The sequence below is a fragment of the Caulobacter sp. Root1455 genome (assembly GCF_001426905.1).
In the GTDB taxonomy this organism is placed as follows: Bacteria; Pseudomonadota; Alphaproteobacteria; order Caulobacterales; family Caulobacteraceae; genus Caulobacter.
Genome location: NZ_LMFQ01000024.1, coordinates 361,269 through 375,408, shown reverse-complemented (window position 1 = coordinate 375,408; position 14,140 = coordinate 361,269). Strand labels below are relative to the sequence as shown.

The window sequence follows — 14,140 nt, the reverse complement described above, 5'->3', positions numbered from 1 at the left end:
CGGGACGCTCCCTCCGTCACGATGCGTATCCGCATCGCGCCACCTCACCCGCATAGCGGGGGAGGTGGCGCGGCGCCAATAGGCGGCGTGACGGAGGGGGCATCCGGCGGTCAGCCGACCAGCGCCCCCTCGATCTCGCTCTGATAGCCGAACAGCCCCTGGGCGCCGCCGGTGTGCAGGAACACAACCCGCTCAGCCTTGAACGCGCCCTTGCGGGCCTGGTCGATCAGACCCTTCATCGCCTTGCCTGAATAGACCGGGTCCAGCAGCAGGCCCTCGGTGCGGGCCGCCAGGGTCAGGGCGTCGATCACTCCCTGGTCGACCAGGCCGTAGCCCGCGCCGACATAGTCGCAGTCGGCCACCACTATGTCGCGCGTCACCCGGCCCGACGCGCCGATCGTTTCGGCCGTGGCGACGGCCAGGTTGAACACGTTCTCCTCCTGCTTGGCCTTGGGCGCGCGGACGCCGAAGCCGAGGATCGGGATGTCGATGCTGAGCGCGGCGAAGCCGGCCACCAGGCCGGCATGGGTGCCGGCGCTGCCGGTGGCGGTGACCAGGCGGTCGATCTTCAGGTCCATGGCGTCGGCCTGCACCACCAGCTCGCGGGCGCAGTCGACATAGCCCAGGGCCCCGACCGTGTTCGAGCCGCCGCCGGGAATGACATAGGGCTTGCCGCCGCGCCGGCGCACGGCCTCGGCCGAGGTTTCGAGTTCGGCGACCATGTCGGTCCCGCCCGGCACGAAGCGGATCGCCGCGCCCATCAGCCGGTCCAGCAGGACGTTGCCGTTGCCGACATAGTCGCTGGCCTTGGAGCCCGTGCGCTCCTCCAGGATGATCTCGCTTCTCAGGCCGAAGCGCGCGCCGGCCGCGATGGTCTGGCGCACGTGGTTGGACTGCACCGCGCCCTGGGTGACCAGGGTGTCGGCGCCCTGGGCCAGGGCCTCGCCCAGCAGGAACTCCAGCTTGCGGGTCTTGTTGCCGCCGCCGGCCAGGCCGGTGCAGTCGTCGCGCTTGACCCACAGGTCGATGCCCAGCGCCGCGCCCAGGCGGGGCAGGGGCTCCAGGGGCGTGGGCAGGTGGGCGAAACGGGCGCGGGGGAAGCGGGCCAGATGCATGAACGTCTTTCGCAGCGGGGGAACCAGCGTTGGTCGATTCCCTACAGGCTCGGCCGCCGCTGTGCTATGCTGGCGACCATAAAAGCATGACCCGGCGCGTTCTCCGCGCGACTGCCTCCCAGCCGCGCGCCCTCGTCAGAAGGCCGTGTGGATGTTGGGAGAAGACGGATGTTGAAAACCACCCTTTGGGCGGCGGCCTTGGTGACCGCCATGGGCTGCGCCGGGACGGCGGGCGCATCGACCCTGGTGATCGGCGGCGGCGCGGCCAAGGATTGCGCCGACGCCGCGATCAACGGGCGCAAGGACGGCGCTTCGGTGACCACCTGCACCGTGGCGCTGGAGACCGAGACGCTGAACTTCCGCGACCGGGCCCGCACCTACGTCAACCGCGGCGTCCTGCAGATGCGCCAGCAGGACTATGACGGCGCCGTCGCCGACTTCGACGCCGCCTCGCGGATCGACCCCAATCTCGGCGAGGCCTTCGTCAACCGCGGCGCGGCCTATGTCGGAACCAGCCGCTACGGCGAGGGCCTGAGCCAGATCGACCAGGGGCTGGCCTTGGGCGTCAAGGATCCGGAGAAGGCCTACTACAACCGGGCCGTGGCCAATGAGGGCCTGGGCGACGTGACGGCGGCCTATCGGGATTTCAGCAAGGCGGCCGAATTGGCGCCGACCTGGGATGCCCCCAAAACCGAACTGACGCGTTTCACCGTCAAGCGGCCCTGAACCCGACGCAGTGAAGGCGTTGAATCCGGGGCCCTGGATGTGGAGCCTCGAGGCATGAGCACGGTTCGGACGATGATCGCGGCGACGGGGTTGGCCCTGGTTCTCGGCGCGTCGGCCGTCGCCCAGGTCGACCTGAGGGGCGTGCGCGACCGCAACGTGATCCTCCTGCAGCAGGACATCGACCGCCAGAACATCCTGGCGGCCCAGCGCGAGCTGTCAGCCGCCCAGAACCGCTACGCCACCCAGCTGACCCTGCGAGCGCTGGACGAGGCCGCGAGGCCGCCGACCCAGCCGACCCTTCGGCCGTCGCTGCCGCCGTCCCCGCCACGCGGCGCCAGCGCCGAGGACATGGCCGCCGACATGGCGCGGATGGATCGGCTGACCGATGCGGCCCTGGCCGCCGGCAACGCCCGGCTGCGGGCCATCAAGCCGGCGTCCTGACGCCCCCAAGAATTTATCAGGCAGCAACACCAGGAGACCGATCGCATGGAATGGGGTGGCGGACGCCGTGAAGGCAATATCGAGGACCGGCGCGGCATGGGGCCGGTGGGCCTGGCGGGCGGCGGAATCGGCGCGGTGGTGCTGGCGGTGATCGGCTATTTCGTGTTTGGCGTTCCGCCCGAGGCGACGATGAACGCCGTCAACGGCGCGGGGCAGCCCGCGGTCCAGGAGGGCGTGCGCGGCCAGGTCAGCGACCGCGAAGGCCAGTTCATCGACGTGATCGAGACCTCCAACACCGATGTCTGGGGCCCGCTGTTGGCCAAGCACGACGTCAATTACCGGCCGCCCGCAGCGGTGGTGCTCTACACCCAGGCCACCAGCACCGGCTGCGGCACGGGCCAGTCGGCCATGGGGCCGTTCTATTGCCCGGCCGACAACAAGGTCTATCTGGACACCAGCTTCTGGACCGAGCTGGAGACCCGGTTCGGGGCCAAGGGCGAGTTCGCCCGGGCCTATGTGATCAGCCACGAGATCGGTCACCACATCCAGAGCCTGACCGGCGCTTCGGACGAGGCCCGGCGGCTGGGCGCGCGGGGCGCGCAAAGCGGCTCGGTGCGGCTGGAGTTGCAGGCCGACTGCTACGCCGGCGTCTGGGCCCGCCACGCGCCGGAAGCCTCGGGCGGCGGCATCCAGATCAGCCGCGCCGACATCGAGGACGGCCTGGGCGCGGCCTCGGCGGTCGGCGACGACGCCATCCAGGAACAGGCCCAGGGCCGGGTCATGCCCGACAGCTTCACCCACGGCACCTCGGCCCAGCGGATGCGCTGGTTCGGCAAGGGCTATGACGCCGGCGACCCCGGCGCGTGCGACACCTTCGCGGCGACGACGCTGTAGGGTTGATCGGCATCAGGCATGGTGCGTGGTCCTCGTCCTTCGACAGGCTCAGGATGAGGACCAAGTTATAGGCCCGGGCAGTAGAAAACCTCATCCTGAGCTTGTCGAAGGACGAGGTTTTCGTTTCCGGCCGTCGATCGGTTCCAGACTACTTCCCCGGAACCTTGGCGATCATCTGCACCTCGACGATCCCGTGCGGGTTCAGCAGGCCCGTCGTGCCCACCGCCGTCCACGCCGGGTGCGGGGCCTTCATGAATTCCGACTTCACGGCGTTGAACATCGCCAGCTGTTCGCGGCGCGGGGCGGGCTGGTCCGGACCTTCCCAGACGTGGAAGCTGTTGATCATCACCACGTCCTCGAAGCCGGCGCCCGAGGCCTTGAGCGTGGCCTCGATCGCCTGGAACGCCCGACGCACCTGGGCCTTGAAGGCCTCGGCGTCCGTGCCCTCGTCGTCGGCCCGTCCGACGATCACGCCGGAGATGTAGAGCGTGTCGCCGGCCCGCCGGGCCGGCGCGTAGTGGATGGCGTCGTAGCTCTGCTGCTGGCGGGCGTTGGCGATGATCACCTCGCCGTGCGGGGCGGGGATCCTCTTGGCAACGTCCTGGGCGACGTCCTGGGCGAAGGCTTGGGATGTAAAGGCGGGCGCGGCGGTCAGGGCCAGCAGGGCGGCCAGGGTCAGGCGGGGCGCGATCATGGGGGAGCTCCGGCAAAACGATGTTCGCTTGATCGCGCGACGCCGGCGGCCTGGCAAGTGAACGCCCTGCAACGCTTGACCCGCGCGTCAGTCGGCCTAGTGTCCCCCCGTTCACCGGGGGGCCGCTTCGCGCGGCTGAGATTGGGCGTCAGCCCTGACCCGTCGAACCTGATCCGGGTCATGCCGGCGAAGGGAGGGAACGCGGTCGGAGTCTTCGGAGCCCGCCCGTAAACCGACTTAGCGCGACACGTCCGGGTCTCCTTAACGCCTGAGGAGCGCCCGAAATGAACGTTCAACTGCCCATCAAAGACGCCATCGGCGCCATTCCGACCGGGGAGCGCCCCGGTTCGCGCAAGGTCTATCAGGTCGGCTCGCTGTTCCCCGACATCCGGGTGCCGTTCCGCGAGGTCGAGGTCCACCCAAGCGCCAACGAACCGCCGGTCACCATTTACGACCCGTCCGGTCCCTATACCGACCCCCACGCCAAGATCGACATCGAGAAGGGCCTGGAGCGTCCGCGTGAAGCCTGGATCACCGCCCGCGGCGACGTCGAGCCGGTGCTCAATCCCCGCGAGGTCAAGCCCGAGGACAACGGCTTCGCCCAGGGCAAGCACCTGGCCCCGCAATTCACCGCCAAGCGTCCGATCTTCAAGGGCACCCGGGGCAAGCTGGTTACCCAGCTGGAATACGCCCGCGCCGGGATCATCACCGCCGAGATGGAATATGTCGCCATCCGCGAAAACCTGCGCCGCGAGCAGGACCGCCCGTGCATCCGCGACGGCGAGGACTTCGGCGCGTCGATCCCCGACTTCGTGACCCCCGAATTCGTCCGCCAGGAAGTGGCGCGCGGCCGGGCCATCATCCCGGCCAACATCAACCACGGCGAGCTGGAGCCGATGGCGATCGGCCGCAACTTCCTGGTCAAGATCAATGCCAACATCGGCAATAGCGCGGTGCTCAGCACCGTCGCCGACGAGGTCGACAAGCTGGTCTGGGCCACGCGCTGGGGCGCCGACACGGTCATGGACCTGTCGACCGGCCGCAACATCCACAACATCCGCGACTGGATCATCCGCAACAGCCCGGTGCCGATCGGCACGGTGCCGATCTACCAGGCGCTGGAGAAGGTCAACGGCGTGGCCGAGGACCTGAACTGGGAGGTCTTCCGCGACACCCTGATCGAGCAGGCCGAGCAGGGCGTGGATTATTTCACCATCCACGCCGGCGTGCGCCTGCCGTTCATCCCGCTGACCGCCAAACGGGTGACGGGCATCGTCTCGCGGGGCGGCTCGATCATGGCCAAGTGGTGCCTGGCGCACCACAAGGAGAACTTCCTCTACGAGCGGTTCGAAGAGATCTGCGAGATCATGCGCGCCTATGATGTGTCGTTCTCGCTGGGCGACGGCCTGCGTCCGGGCTCGACCGCCGACGCCAATGACGAGGCCCAGTTCGCCGAGCTGCGCACCCTGGGCGAGCTGACCAAGGTGGCCTGGAAGCACGGCGTGCAGGTGATGATCGAAGGGCCGGGTCACGTGGCCATGCACAAGATCAAGGCCAACATGGACGAGCAGCTCAAGCACTGCCACGAGGCCCCCTTCTACACCTTGGGCCCGTTGACCACCGACATCGCCCCTGGCTACGACCACATCACCTCGGCGATCGGGGCGGCGATGATCGGCTGGTTCGGCACGGCCATGCTCTGCTACGTCACGCCCAAGGAGCACCTGGGCCTGCCCGACCGCGACGACGTCAAGACCGGCGTGATCACGTACAAGCTGGCCGCCCACGCGGCGGACCTCGCCAAGGGTCACCCGGGCGCGGCCATGTGGGACGACGCCATCAGCCGGGCGCGGTTCGAGTTCCGCTGGGAGGACCAGTTCAACCTGGGCCTGGATCCCGAGACCGCTCGGGCCTTCCACGACGAGACCCTGCCCAAGGAGGCGCACAAGACCGCGCACTTCTGCTCGATGTGCGGTCCCAAGTTCTGCTCGATGAAGATCAGCCAGGAAGTCCGCGAATTCGCGGCCGGCATGGCGCCCAACTCGATCGAACAGGGCATGGCCGAGATGAGCGACAAGTTCCGCGAGCGGGGCTCGGAGATCTATCTGAAGACGGAAGGCTAGGGATGCTGGGCGTGATCCTGGCGGCGGCGGTGCAAGCCGCCGCCCCGTCGGCCGTGGTGGCCGATCCGCTGGCCCCGGCCCGGATCGGCGACCTGCAGTGCTACGGCGCCGACCCCGTCCGCAAGACCTGTCGCGCCCTGGCCGGCTACAGCTTCGAGGCCGACGGCAAGATCCTGAACAAGGCCGAGGTGGTCCTCCAGGAGTCGCCGCTGGTGACGATGACCACCGTCTCGCCGGTGACGATGCGGGACGGGGCGGTCTGCGGGCCGCTGTCGGGCGTGGACAAGGCCCAGATCGCGGTGCGCGGCCACCGCATGCCCGAGGCGAACGCCGCGCCGATCCGGGCCCAGTTGCTGGAGTCGATGGCGTCGATGCTGGGCAAGGACGTCTGCACGACCTACCGGCGCAGCGGCGACTGGTGGATCGCCGAGGTGACGATGGACGGCGTCGCGCGGCAGGACATGAACGACACCCTGCTCTGGGTGCCGGTGTCGGCGGGCTACGTCGTCCAGCCCTGAGCCCAGGGCGGGGACGTGCTCGCACGCGTGTCCCCGGATCTAGGCCCGCGCCCCCTGAAAGGGATCGTTCGTTTCCTGATCAGGCAGCTTGCGCCAGTAGAGATACAGCAGCACCGCCATCTGGCCCGACAGCGTGTGCCACAGCAGGCCGTGGGGCTGGAACAAGCTGTGGGGATTGCACCAAGGTTCGCCGGTCTGTGAACGGACCTGGAAGACGACGGCCAGTCCGAAGCTGACCAGGGCGGCGATCCAGAACCAAACCGCGGGGCCCAGCCATCCCCTGGCGCAGCCTTCGGCGAGTTTGTGGATCCATTGGCTGCAGCCGCCGGCCTTTTGGGCGTCCGTGATCTTGAGCACGAGTTCGATCACGAAATAGGTGAAGATGATCAGCCCGATAAGCAGCATCGACACCCCGCTGGAGTCGTCCATATACTTTTCGGCCAATATGTTTATCACCGTGCAGGTCACGGCGACGCCGAAGTACATCACGTAGAACAACCAGTCCTTGTTCACCCTGCGTCTTATCGAATAGGCCGGTAGAAACGCCGAGAAGACGTACATCGACATGCCGTCGAACCAACTGATGGTGGCGGACAGGGAGGCGTGGAACCACATGCTGCCGAGCCCGAGGAACAGCGTCGCGAAGATGTAGACGTCGGGTATCCAGCTCTTCGGATCGTGGAAGAGGTTCTTGGAGACCGTCCACTCCAGCGCCTTCTTGCGGTCGTAATAGATCCTGAACGCCACGAACAGCGACGAGAAGATCGCGTAGAGATTGCTCAGGGTGTTGACCGGCTGCCGGATGCCGTTGGCCCCGGTGTCGACTTTGACGGGATCGAAGGCCTCGCAATAGCAGCTGTCCGGATGCTTGGGCGCGGGATACTTCACGCCGTCGACCTCCTGGGTCTGGGGGACCTGCACGTGATTTTCGATGTTCGTGCAGCGATCGGGATGGGCCGGCCAGCCGAAGGACGCGAAGAGGATGAACGGGATCAGGACGACGAACATCCCGACGCCCCACACGACGAATCCTCGAACGGGCGCCATTGAAACCTCTTGGGTTCGTGGGTTGGGCCGTCGCTCGCCGGACGGTGAGTCGTCGTAAAGTTGTTTAGCTTTGCATGTTCGCGTCTGAATGCAACAGCTTGGCCGTTTCGCGCTCCGCGAGCGGCGAAAACCGGCGCTCGGCCGGCGCATCCGACCTGAAAATCGGCCAGGCTGGGTCCTGGCCGACCACGCCCCACGGCGCCGCCGGCCCGGGCGATCAGCTCACCCGGACGTCCTCGTCGGGCAGTTCGCGCCAGTAGAGGTACACCATCACGGCCATGGCCCCCGCCAGGGTGTGCCACAGCAGGCCGTGCGGCTGGAACCAGCTGTCCTTCCAGCACATCGGGCCGCCGGTCTGGGACAGGATCTGGAACATGGTGGCGAAGCCGAAACAGGCCACGCCAATGCCCCAGTAGAGCAGGGCGCGCTTGACCCAGCCGTCCTCCCAGCCGGCCTTGACCCGGTCCCACCAGGGCGAGGGACCGCCCAGCTTGACCATGTCGACGATCTTCACGCCGATCTCGGTCAGGAAATAGACGCCGATCAAGGTGGCGATCAGCTTCATCGAGATCAGGTCGACCTTGTGCAGGATCCGCCCGACCATGGTGAACACGATCACCAGCACCGCGTAGGCGCAGTAGAAGAACACCCCGATATTGAAGCGTCTTCGCACGGTGTAGACCGGCAGGAAGGCCGCGAAGACGTACATCGACATGCTGTCGAACCAGCTGACCGTGCCGGACAGCGAGGCGTGGAACCACATGCTGCCCAGCCCGAGGAACATCACCGCGAACACCCAGACCTCGGGCACCCAGCTTTCGGTGTAGTAGAAGACGTTCTTGACGACGCCGGACTCCCGGTCGCGGCGGATCAGGAACACCAGCACCAGCGACGAGGCGATCGCGTAGAGATTGCTGAGCGTGTTGACCGGCTGGCGGATGCCCGCGGCGCCCGTGTCGACCTGGGCGGGATCGAAGGCCTCGCAATAGCAGCTGTCGGGATGGTCGACATCGGGAACCCCGTCGACCAGGGGCACCACCTGCACGTGGTTGACGATGTTGGTGCAGTCGTCGGGATTGGCGGGCCAGCCGACGCTGACGAAGATCAGGAACGGCACCATCAGCACGACCAGACACACGCCCCAGGCGACAAATCCCTTGGCCGAGCCCATCGCAAGTCCTCCCGTCCATCGGGCCTTAAGCCCGGGTCCTTGTCGGCGCGCGATACGTCGCCGGGTTGTGAAGGGTCTCACGATCTCGTCTAAGTGCAATGCCTTTGGCCGCCGACGCCGAATTCGGCCCGTTCGGCGTTCATTTTGACGCCGGTCTCGACGCCCTGTCGGAAATCGGCGCGGTCGTTCGTTCTAGGAGCAGCAACAACCCAAGGAGGACGTCATGTCCTATGTCGACGGTTTCGTGATCGCGGTCCCCAAGGCCAAGATCGACGCCTACAAGGCGATGGCCAAGCTTGGCAGCGAGGTCTGGATGGAATACGGCGCGGTTTCCTACGTCGAATGCCTCGCCGACGACGTGCCCTATGGCGAGGTCACCTCGTTCCCCCGAGCGGTCCAGGCCACCGAAGACGAGACCGTGGTGTTCTCGTGGATCGTCTACAAGGACAAGGCTTCGCGCGACGAAATCATGGCCAAGGTCATGGCCGATCCGCGCTTGAAGCAGGAGGACATGCCCTTCGACGGCAAGCGCATGATCTTCGGCGGGTTCGCGCCGTTCCTAGAGGCGTGAGGGCGGCGCCCGAACCCTCTCCCCTCCGGGAGAGGGTTTCACCCCGGCTCGTTCAATAGAAGAACCGCTCTTCGGCGATCTTGCCGTCGCGGATGATGTAGAGGCCGACCTCGTCCATGGTGGTGCGCTCGCCGGTGGCCTTGGGCGTCAGCGTCATCTTGAAGCCGACCACGAACTGGTCGCCGTTGACGAACGGGCCGGTGATCTCGGAGTCGTGGACCTCGTGGTTGGCGGCCCACCATTCGCCCTTGCCGCGCGCGGCGGCCTTGCCGGTGACGCGGGCCATGTCGCCCGACGCGGCCTCGATGCTGACCACGTCGTCGGCCCAGTATTTTTCGCCGGCCTCGTCGAACTTGCCGGCCTGGCACAGGGCGACGAGGTCGGCGGCGATCTCTTGAACGGTCATGGTGATGCTCCTGGATTGGGGGGCTTTCCGGGCCGGACCATCGACCTTGAAAGCGACAGGCGCAAGACGGCTTGTTCTCTATATGTTCGCGACGGCGCGTGTTGCTGACAGCGGGTGTCAGCAGGGACAGCCGAGCCGTTTCTGGTCTAGCCTCGCGCCATGACTCGCTCCGCCTTTCCCGGCTTCGCCGCCGCCGACCTGGCCTTCCTGACCGGCCTGGCCGCCCACAACGACCGAGAGTGGTTCACCGCCCACCGCGCCGTCTATGACGAGCGCCTGAAGCCGACCCTGTCGGCCCTGATCGACGCCCTGAACGGGGCCTTCGCGGCCCGTGACCTGCCGCTGGCGGGGGATCCCAAGAAGAGCGTGTTCCGCATCCATCGCGACGTGCGGTTCTCCAAGGACAAGCGGCCCTACAAGACCCACGTCTCGGCCACGCTCACCCGGGACGGCCAGAAGCTGTCGCCGGGCCTGGTCTATGTGCACATCGAGCCCGAGGGCGGGCCGGCGCCGGCCTTCGACCCGGAGACCATCGACCCGCTGGACCCCTCGACCCTGCCGTCGGCCCAGGCGGCCGAGACCGGCTATGCCGGGAGCGGGCCGTTCGCGGCGGCGGGGTTCTATCTGTCGGAGCGCCCGCACATCGACGCCTTCCGTCGGGCCATCGTCGCCGATCCCAAGGGCTGGGCGGCGGTCGAGAAGGCCCTGACCGCCAAGGGCCTGCCGTTGGAGCCGGGCGAGCCGACCAAGCGCATGCCCAAGGGTTTCGAGGACCAGGCCGGCGGCCCGCTGGAGGCGGCGCTCAAGCGCACCCGCTGGCTGGTGCGGCGACCGCTGACCGGGACCGAGATCGGCGGGGCGGGTCTGGCGGACATCATCGCCGACTTCGTGGCCGACGCCCGGCCGCTGCTGGTCTTCGGGTGGAAGGCGCTGAGGTAGGGTTTGCGCCTGCTTTTGCAAACAGCCGCCATGCATTTACAGCGGATCCCTCTGCGGACTTGATGGACTCGACAAAAGGATGTTGTTCGCTTCACGACCTGTTGATCCAGGGCCCGCGGGCGCCGACCATCGTTCGCTGAACGCAATTCCTGTTGCACCTGGAAGAAAAATGTGCAGAACATAATGTGAACATGGATTTAAGGCTATGAGCTACGATGGCCGAGCGGTAGCAAATTTCGTTCTAGATTTTTGCGAACAAAAGGAGAGAATTGTAACTAATCTCTCCTTGCAAAAAATTGTATTTTTTTGCCATGTTTGGTCTTTAATAGAGCTCGGAAAGCCACTCATTAGGCATGATTTTGAAGCCTGGGAATATGGGCCCGTGCTTCCCTATCTATACCGAGAGTTCCGCATGTTCGACCGCCTTCCAATTACGGAGAGGGCAAAGAAAATTGACCCCCTTTCCGGGGAGCGACGAATCGTTCATGATACGTTCGACTTACCGACAAGCGAATTGCTTGAAAGAATAATCGACTTCTACAGCCGTATGAGGGCTGGCGATCTTGTTGAGATAAGTCACGTAGAGGGTGGGCCTTGGTACCGTAGTTGGCACCATAGTGGCGTTGTAAATCCTGGTATGAAAATTGATCAAGAGAGTATTGTTCAGTTCTATTCGCGTGCGCGTCTTCCGTTTTCTATACAATAGAAGAGTGATGGATGCATAGGTTGAACGTTCCGTCTGTGCAGCATCTAGCTCGAAACTGGCGGAGCGACCCGAGGAAAATCCAGAAAATCCTAGTCGATCTTGCGAGGAATCCGCCAACATTCAACTATGCGCCGCTCTTTTTGGCGGTAAGGGACATGTTGTTGTTTGGTATTCCCTATGAGCAGATTGTTCAGGGAATAAATTCCGCAGTGAAGCGGAAAGAGGTTTCGAAAAATTTCCTAGATATACTGCCTTTGATTAGGGAGCATTTTCTGGATGTCTCGCCGTCGTTTATTCAATCGGTAGACCGTCGATACTATCCCGCTGGTCGCGGTTTGATGGTGCCGTTTGACGTTCCGATTATTTATGGAGATGGCGCGCGAATTGTTTTGCCGTGGATGACCTTTTGGAAGCGCAATCCGCTTTCTGGAGAGGCGCTTTCTTTGTTCGTTACGCTTGTTGATGAAGTGATTTTTCAAGATCCTGACTTGGAAGATGCGCGTTTTGAAATAATTGACTTCAGCGCGCCAAGGAAGAGCGAGCAAAGACAGGTTGTAGTAACGAATTCCGCAGAAATTCCTCGGCTAACGGATGCTCGTAAGTCCGAGATGCTTGCGATTTTCGCAGAGGGATACTTTTTGGCTAAAGCGACTTTGGCTGAATCTGGCCAAGACCGTGCCAATGAAGCGCCGTCAAAACCAAGGGATCCAGATCAGCCCGACTTTTTCGATGACCCCAGTGCAGGGCAAGGATAAGCCCGCCGCCTATTGTTTCTAGCTCGGCAGACGACAGAGCAGGCTCGCCATCAAGGTTTTAAGGCGCGGCCTCGCCGCTGCGGCGGGATATGAAAGAGGGCGGGACGCCAACGGCAGCCTATCCTTTTTCCTGTGAAGAAGGCACCAGCGGCCCAAGCGGGCAGGGCGCGAGAAGCGCGCTAGTCCTTGCGCGCCTTGGCCTTGTCGCCCGTATAGACGTCCACGCCCTGCGTGGCGCCGCCCGCCTTGAGCTTGCGGATATAGGCCAGTTCAGCCTTGGCCCCGCCGTGATCGGGCTCCAGCTCCAGCGATTTCAGGTAGGCGGCCTCGGCCTCGTCCAGGCGGTTGAGCTCGGTCAGGCAGAAACCACGGCTGCGCTGCACCCGCGCCTCGCCGTCGGGATTGGCCATGTCGGCCAGGAGGTCGGCCGGCGGCAGGGCGTCGTAGAAGGCCAGGGCTTCGGCGAAGCGGTGCTGCAGGATCAGGGCGGAGCCCTTCTCGGTGACCAGCATCAGGTTGTCGGGTTGGAAGGCCAGGCCGCGATCCAGCCAGACCAGGGCTTCCTCGGGCCGGCGATGCTCGACCGCCAGGGCGCCGAGCAGGAAGGCGGCGGTGCCGTAGGTGTTGAACTCGGCGACCGCCTTGTTGTCTCCGGGGCCCGCCTTGCCTTCGGCGGAAGCCGCCGCCGCGACCAGCATGGCCCCCAGGGCCGCGGTCGGGTCGTTGACGCGGATCGTCGTCAGACCCGGCTGGCGATCGACCACCGGCCATCGGGCCGGCGCGTTGGCGACCACCTTCTGGAGATCCGCGACCATCGGCTCCAACTCGGCGAAGGAGGTCGCCCGCAGGGCTTTCTCGACCACCTTTCGATCCTTGGCCTCCTGCTTCTTGAACGCCTTCTGGTCCACGGCCGGCGGCGAAGCGGCGGCCTGGGCCATGACGTGAGCCGGAAGGGCGGTGGAGGACAGCAGGGCGGCGGCGATAATCGCCTTGAAGGTGGGCAGGCGCACGGGTTGTCTCCAGCCAAGCTTGCCGCGACACTAGAGTACGTCTGTAATAATGCAAGCTTGGCGTGAGAACGGCACGGGGGAACGCGCGGCGGCGTTTTCGCATTCCACAGCCATGCTCGCCCTGATCCTCGACCTCTCCAATATCCTCGGCGGTTTCCTGTTGGCCATCGGCCTGCTGGCGCTGATCCCCCGCGCCGGCGACGACCTGGCGCGGTTCGCCGAGCGATTGAGCCGCTTCCGCTGGATCGTCGGCGTCGTCGCCCTGATCTGCGGCGGCTATTTCCTGGTCATCCACCTGATCAGCGGCCCGCGCGTCTTCCATTTCGAGCTCGTCGGCATCGCGGTCGGGGTGCTGCTGCTATGGGATCGCCTGCGAGCGGGGCGGCTGGCTCATCGCGACCTGCCGGCCAGCGGGGCGCGGGGACCGGGCCTGGTGCTGGCGGTGTTCGGGGCGATCGCCATGCTCGTGGGCCTGCAGGGGATCTTCACGGCGGACTGATCGCCCCCATTCGCGTCGCTGACGCTTCTCAATCGGCCGTTAAGACGGCGAGCGCAGAGTTTTCCACAACCCGCCAACAGGGCGGAGACCAGGGAAGACCGTCATGTCCTCGACCGTGACCTCCAATTTTCGCCGCGGCCACGACCATTTCGAGCCGCAGGACACCGATCCCCAGACCCAGCGCCGCCTGCGCGGCCAGCTGGAGCAGATCGACTACACGGCCTTCGCCTCCAACACCGCCGTGATCGCCCAGGTGATCGGCAAGAGCGACTCCGGCAAGTTTCAGCGCCTGGCGGTGGCCGCCGCCGTGGCCCGGGCCCGCTGGGTGGCCGAGGCCGTGACCATGACCGAGGGCGGGGCGGTGACCACGGCCGAGCAGACGGCGCGACTGGCCACCCTGCGCACCGCCTACGAGGAGCTGGCCGCCGTCTACGAAGCCATGCGGCGCATGGTCGAGCGCGGCTACCTGACCTACAGCACGTCGATGGTCACGGAGGGTGGAAACGTCGTAACGCGAGAGTGATC

The 14,140-nt window shown here is 65.5% G+C and carries 17 protein-coding genes and 1 riboswitch; of the genes, 11 read left to right on the top strand and 6 right to left on the bottom strand.

Annotation, left to right across the window (positions count from 1 at the left end; genetic code table 11):
* Nucleotides 1-110 precede the first annotated feature (110 nt).
* Nucleotides 111-1,115 (bottom strand): D-cysteine desulfhydrase, encoded by a 1,005-nt coding sequence (locus ASD21_RS19235; protein WP_056445106.1) that lies wholly within the window; start codon nucleotides 1,113-1,115, stop codon nucleotides 111-113.
* Between the two features lie 168 nt (nucleotides 1,116-1,283).
* On the opposite strand from ASD21_RS19235, the gene ASD21_RS19230 reads away from it, so the two are divergent.
* The 3 genes from ASD21_RS19230 to ypfJ are packed head-to-tail and all read left to right on the top strand — an operon-like array spanning nucleotide 1,284 to nucleotide 3,176.
* Complete coding sequence (locus ASD21_RS19230) at nucleotides 1,284-1,841, top strand: tetratricopeptide repeat protein (RefSeq protein WP_056445104.1); 558 nt, start codon at nucleotides 1,284-1,286, stop codon at nucleotides 1,839-1,841.
* A 54-nt stretch (nucleotides 1,842-1,895) separates the two neighbouring features.
* Nucleotides 1,896-2,282, top strand: coding sequence for a hypothetical protein (locus ASD21_RS19225; RefSeq protein WP_056445101.1), 387 nt, complete (start codon nucleotides 1,896-1,898; stop codon nucleotides 2,280-2,282).
* 45 nt (nucleotides 2,283-2,327) lie between these two features.
* A complete protein-coding gene (gene ypfJ / locus ASD21_RS19220; RefSeq protein ID WP_056445098.1) occupies nucleotides 2,328-3,176 on the top strand; it encodes a KPN_02809 family neutral zinc metallopeptidase in 849 nt (282 codons plus the stop codon).
* Between the two features lie 148 nt (nucleotides 3,177-3,324).
* On the opposite strand, the gene ASD21_RS19215 is transcribed toward ypfJ, so the two are convergent.
* The gene (locus ASD21_RS19215; RefSeq protein WP_056445095.1) at nucleotides 3,325-3,870 is read right to left on the bottom strand and encodes a RidA family protein; all 546 of its coding nucleotides are present in this window, start codon (nucleotides 3,868-3,870) and stop codon (nucleotides 3,325-3,327) included.
* Between the two features lie 105 nt (nucleotides 3,871-3,975).
* Nucleotides 3,976-4,082, top strand: a riboswitch (TPP riboswitch).
* A gap of 72 nt (nucleotides 4,083-4,154) precedes the next feature.
* Between ASD21_RS19215 and thiC the strand changes: the two genes are divergently transcribed.
* Both thiC and ASD21_RS19205 read left to right on the top strand, forming a co-directional pair.
* Nucleotides 4,155-5,993 (top strand): phosphomethylpyrimidine synthase ThiC, encoded by a 1,839-nt coding sequence (thiC, locus tag ASD21_RS19210; RefSeq protein ID WP_056445092.1) that lies wholly within the window; start codon nucleotides 4,155-4,157, stop codon nucleotides 5,991-5,993.
* A 2-nt stretch (nucleotides 5,994-5,995) separates the two neighbouring features.
* Nucleotides 5,996-6,511: a hypothetical protein gene (locus ASD21_RS19205; RefSeq protein ID WP_056445089.1), complete on the top strand. Its 516-nt coding sequence runs from the start codon at nucleotides 5,996-5,998 to the stop codon at nucleotides 6,509-6,511.
* Between the two features lie 39 nt (nucleotides 6,512-6,550).
* Here the strand turns inward: ASD21_RS19205 and ASD21_RS19200 are convergent, their stop codons facing one another.
* Both ASD21_RS19200 and ASD21_RS19195 read right to left on the bottom strand, forming a co-directional pair.
* Entirely contained in the window at nucleotides 6,551-7,558 is a 1,008-nt protein-coding gene (locus tag ASD21_RS19200; protein ID WP_162250255.1) for a ceramidase domain-containing protein, read from the bottom strand.
* Nucleotides 7,559-7,775: 217 nt separating this feature from the next.
* The gene (locus tag ASD21_RS19195) at nucleotides 7,776-8,729 is read right to left on the bottom strand and encodes a ceramidase domain-containing protein (protein ID WP_056445083.1); all 954 of its coding nucleotides are present in this window, start codon (nucleotides 8,727-8,729) and stop codon (nucleotides 7,776-7,778) included.
* A 223-nt stretch (nucleotides 8,730-8,952) separates the two neighbouring features.
* On the opposite strand from ASD21_RS19195, the gene ASD21_RS19190 reads away from it, so the two are divergent.
* Nucleotides 8,953-9,300 (top strand): DUF1428 domain-containing protein, encoded by a 348-nt coding sequence (locus ASD21_RS19190; RefSeq protein WP_056445080.1) that lies wholly within the window; start codon nucleotides 8,953-8,955, stop codon nucleotides 9,298-9,300.
* A 52-nt stretch (nucleotides 9,301-9,352) separates the two neighbouring features.
* On the opposite strand, the gene ASD21_RS19185 is transcribed toward ASD21_RS19190, so the two are convergent.
* A complete protein-coding gene (locus ASD21_RS19185) occupies nucleotides 9,353-9,706 on the bottom strand; it encodes a nuclear transport factor 2 family protein (RefSeq protein ID WP_056445079.1) in 354 nt (117 codons plus the stop codon).
* Nucleotides 9,707-9,865: 159 nt separating this feature from the next.
* Here ASD21_RS19185 and ASD21_RS19180 point away from each other — a divergent pair, with 159 nt between their 5' ends.
* From ASD21_RS19180 to ASD21_RS24130, 3 genes are all read left to right on the top strand, one after another.
* Complete coding sequence (locus tag ASD21_RS19180) at nucleotides 9,866-10,645, top strand: DUF2461 domain-containing protein (RefSeq protein ID WP_056445077.1); 780 nt, start codon at nucleotides 9,866-9,868, stop codon at nucleotides 10,643-10,645.
* A gap of 205 nt (nucleotides 10,646-10,850) precedes the next feature.
* A complete protein-coding gene (locus tag ASD21_RS23595; RefSeq protein WP_082554849.1) occupies nucleotides 10,851-11,351 on the top strand; it encodes a Panacea domain-containing protein in 501 nt (166 codons plus the stop codon).
* A gap of 155 nt (nucleotides 11,352-11,506) precedes the next feature.
* Nucleotides 11,507-12,106, top strand: coding sequence for a hypothetical protein (locus tag ASD21_RS24130; RefSeq protein WP_156398430.1), 600 nt, complete (start codon nucleotides 11,507-11,509; stop codon nucleotides 12,104-12,106).
* Between the two features lie 179 nt (nucleotides 12,107-12,285).
* Here ASD21_RS24130 and ASD21_RS19175 read toward each other — a convergent pair whose 3' ends face one another.
* Nucleotides 12,286-13,116, bottom strand: coding sequence for a tetratricopeptide repeat protein (locus ASD21_RS19175; protein ID WP_056445075.1), 831 nt, complete (start codon nucleotides 13,114-13,116; stop codon nucleotides 12,286-12,288).
* Between the two features lie 49 nt (nucleotides 13,117-13,165).
* Between ASD21_RS19175 and ASD21_RS19170 the strand changes: the two genes are divergently transcribed.
* Nucleotides 13,166-13,615, top strand: a complete 450-nt coding sequence (locus tag ASD21_RS19170; protein WP_235524916.1) for a hypothetical protein — start codon at nucleotides 13,166-13,168, stop codon at nucleotides 13,613-13,615.
* Between the two features lie 103 nt (nucleotides 13,616-13,718).
* Complete coding sequence (locus ASD21_RS19165; protein ID WP_056445070.1) at nucleotides 13,719-14,138, top strand: hypothetical protein; 420 nt, start codon at nucleotides 13,719-13,721, stop codon at nucleotides 14,136-14,138.
* Nucleotides 14,139-14,140: the final 2 nt, after the last annotated feature.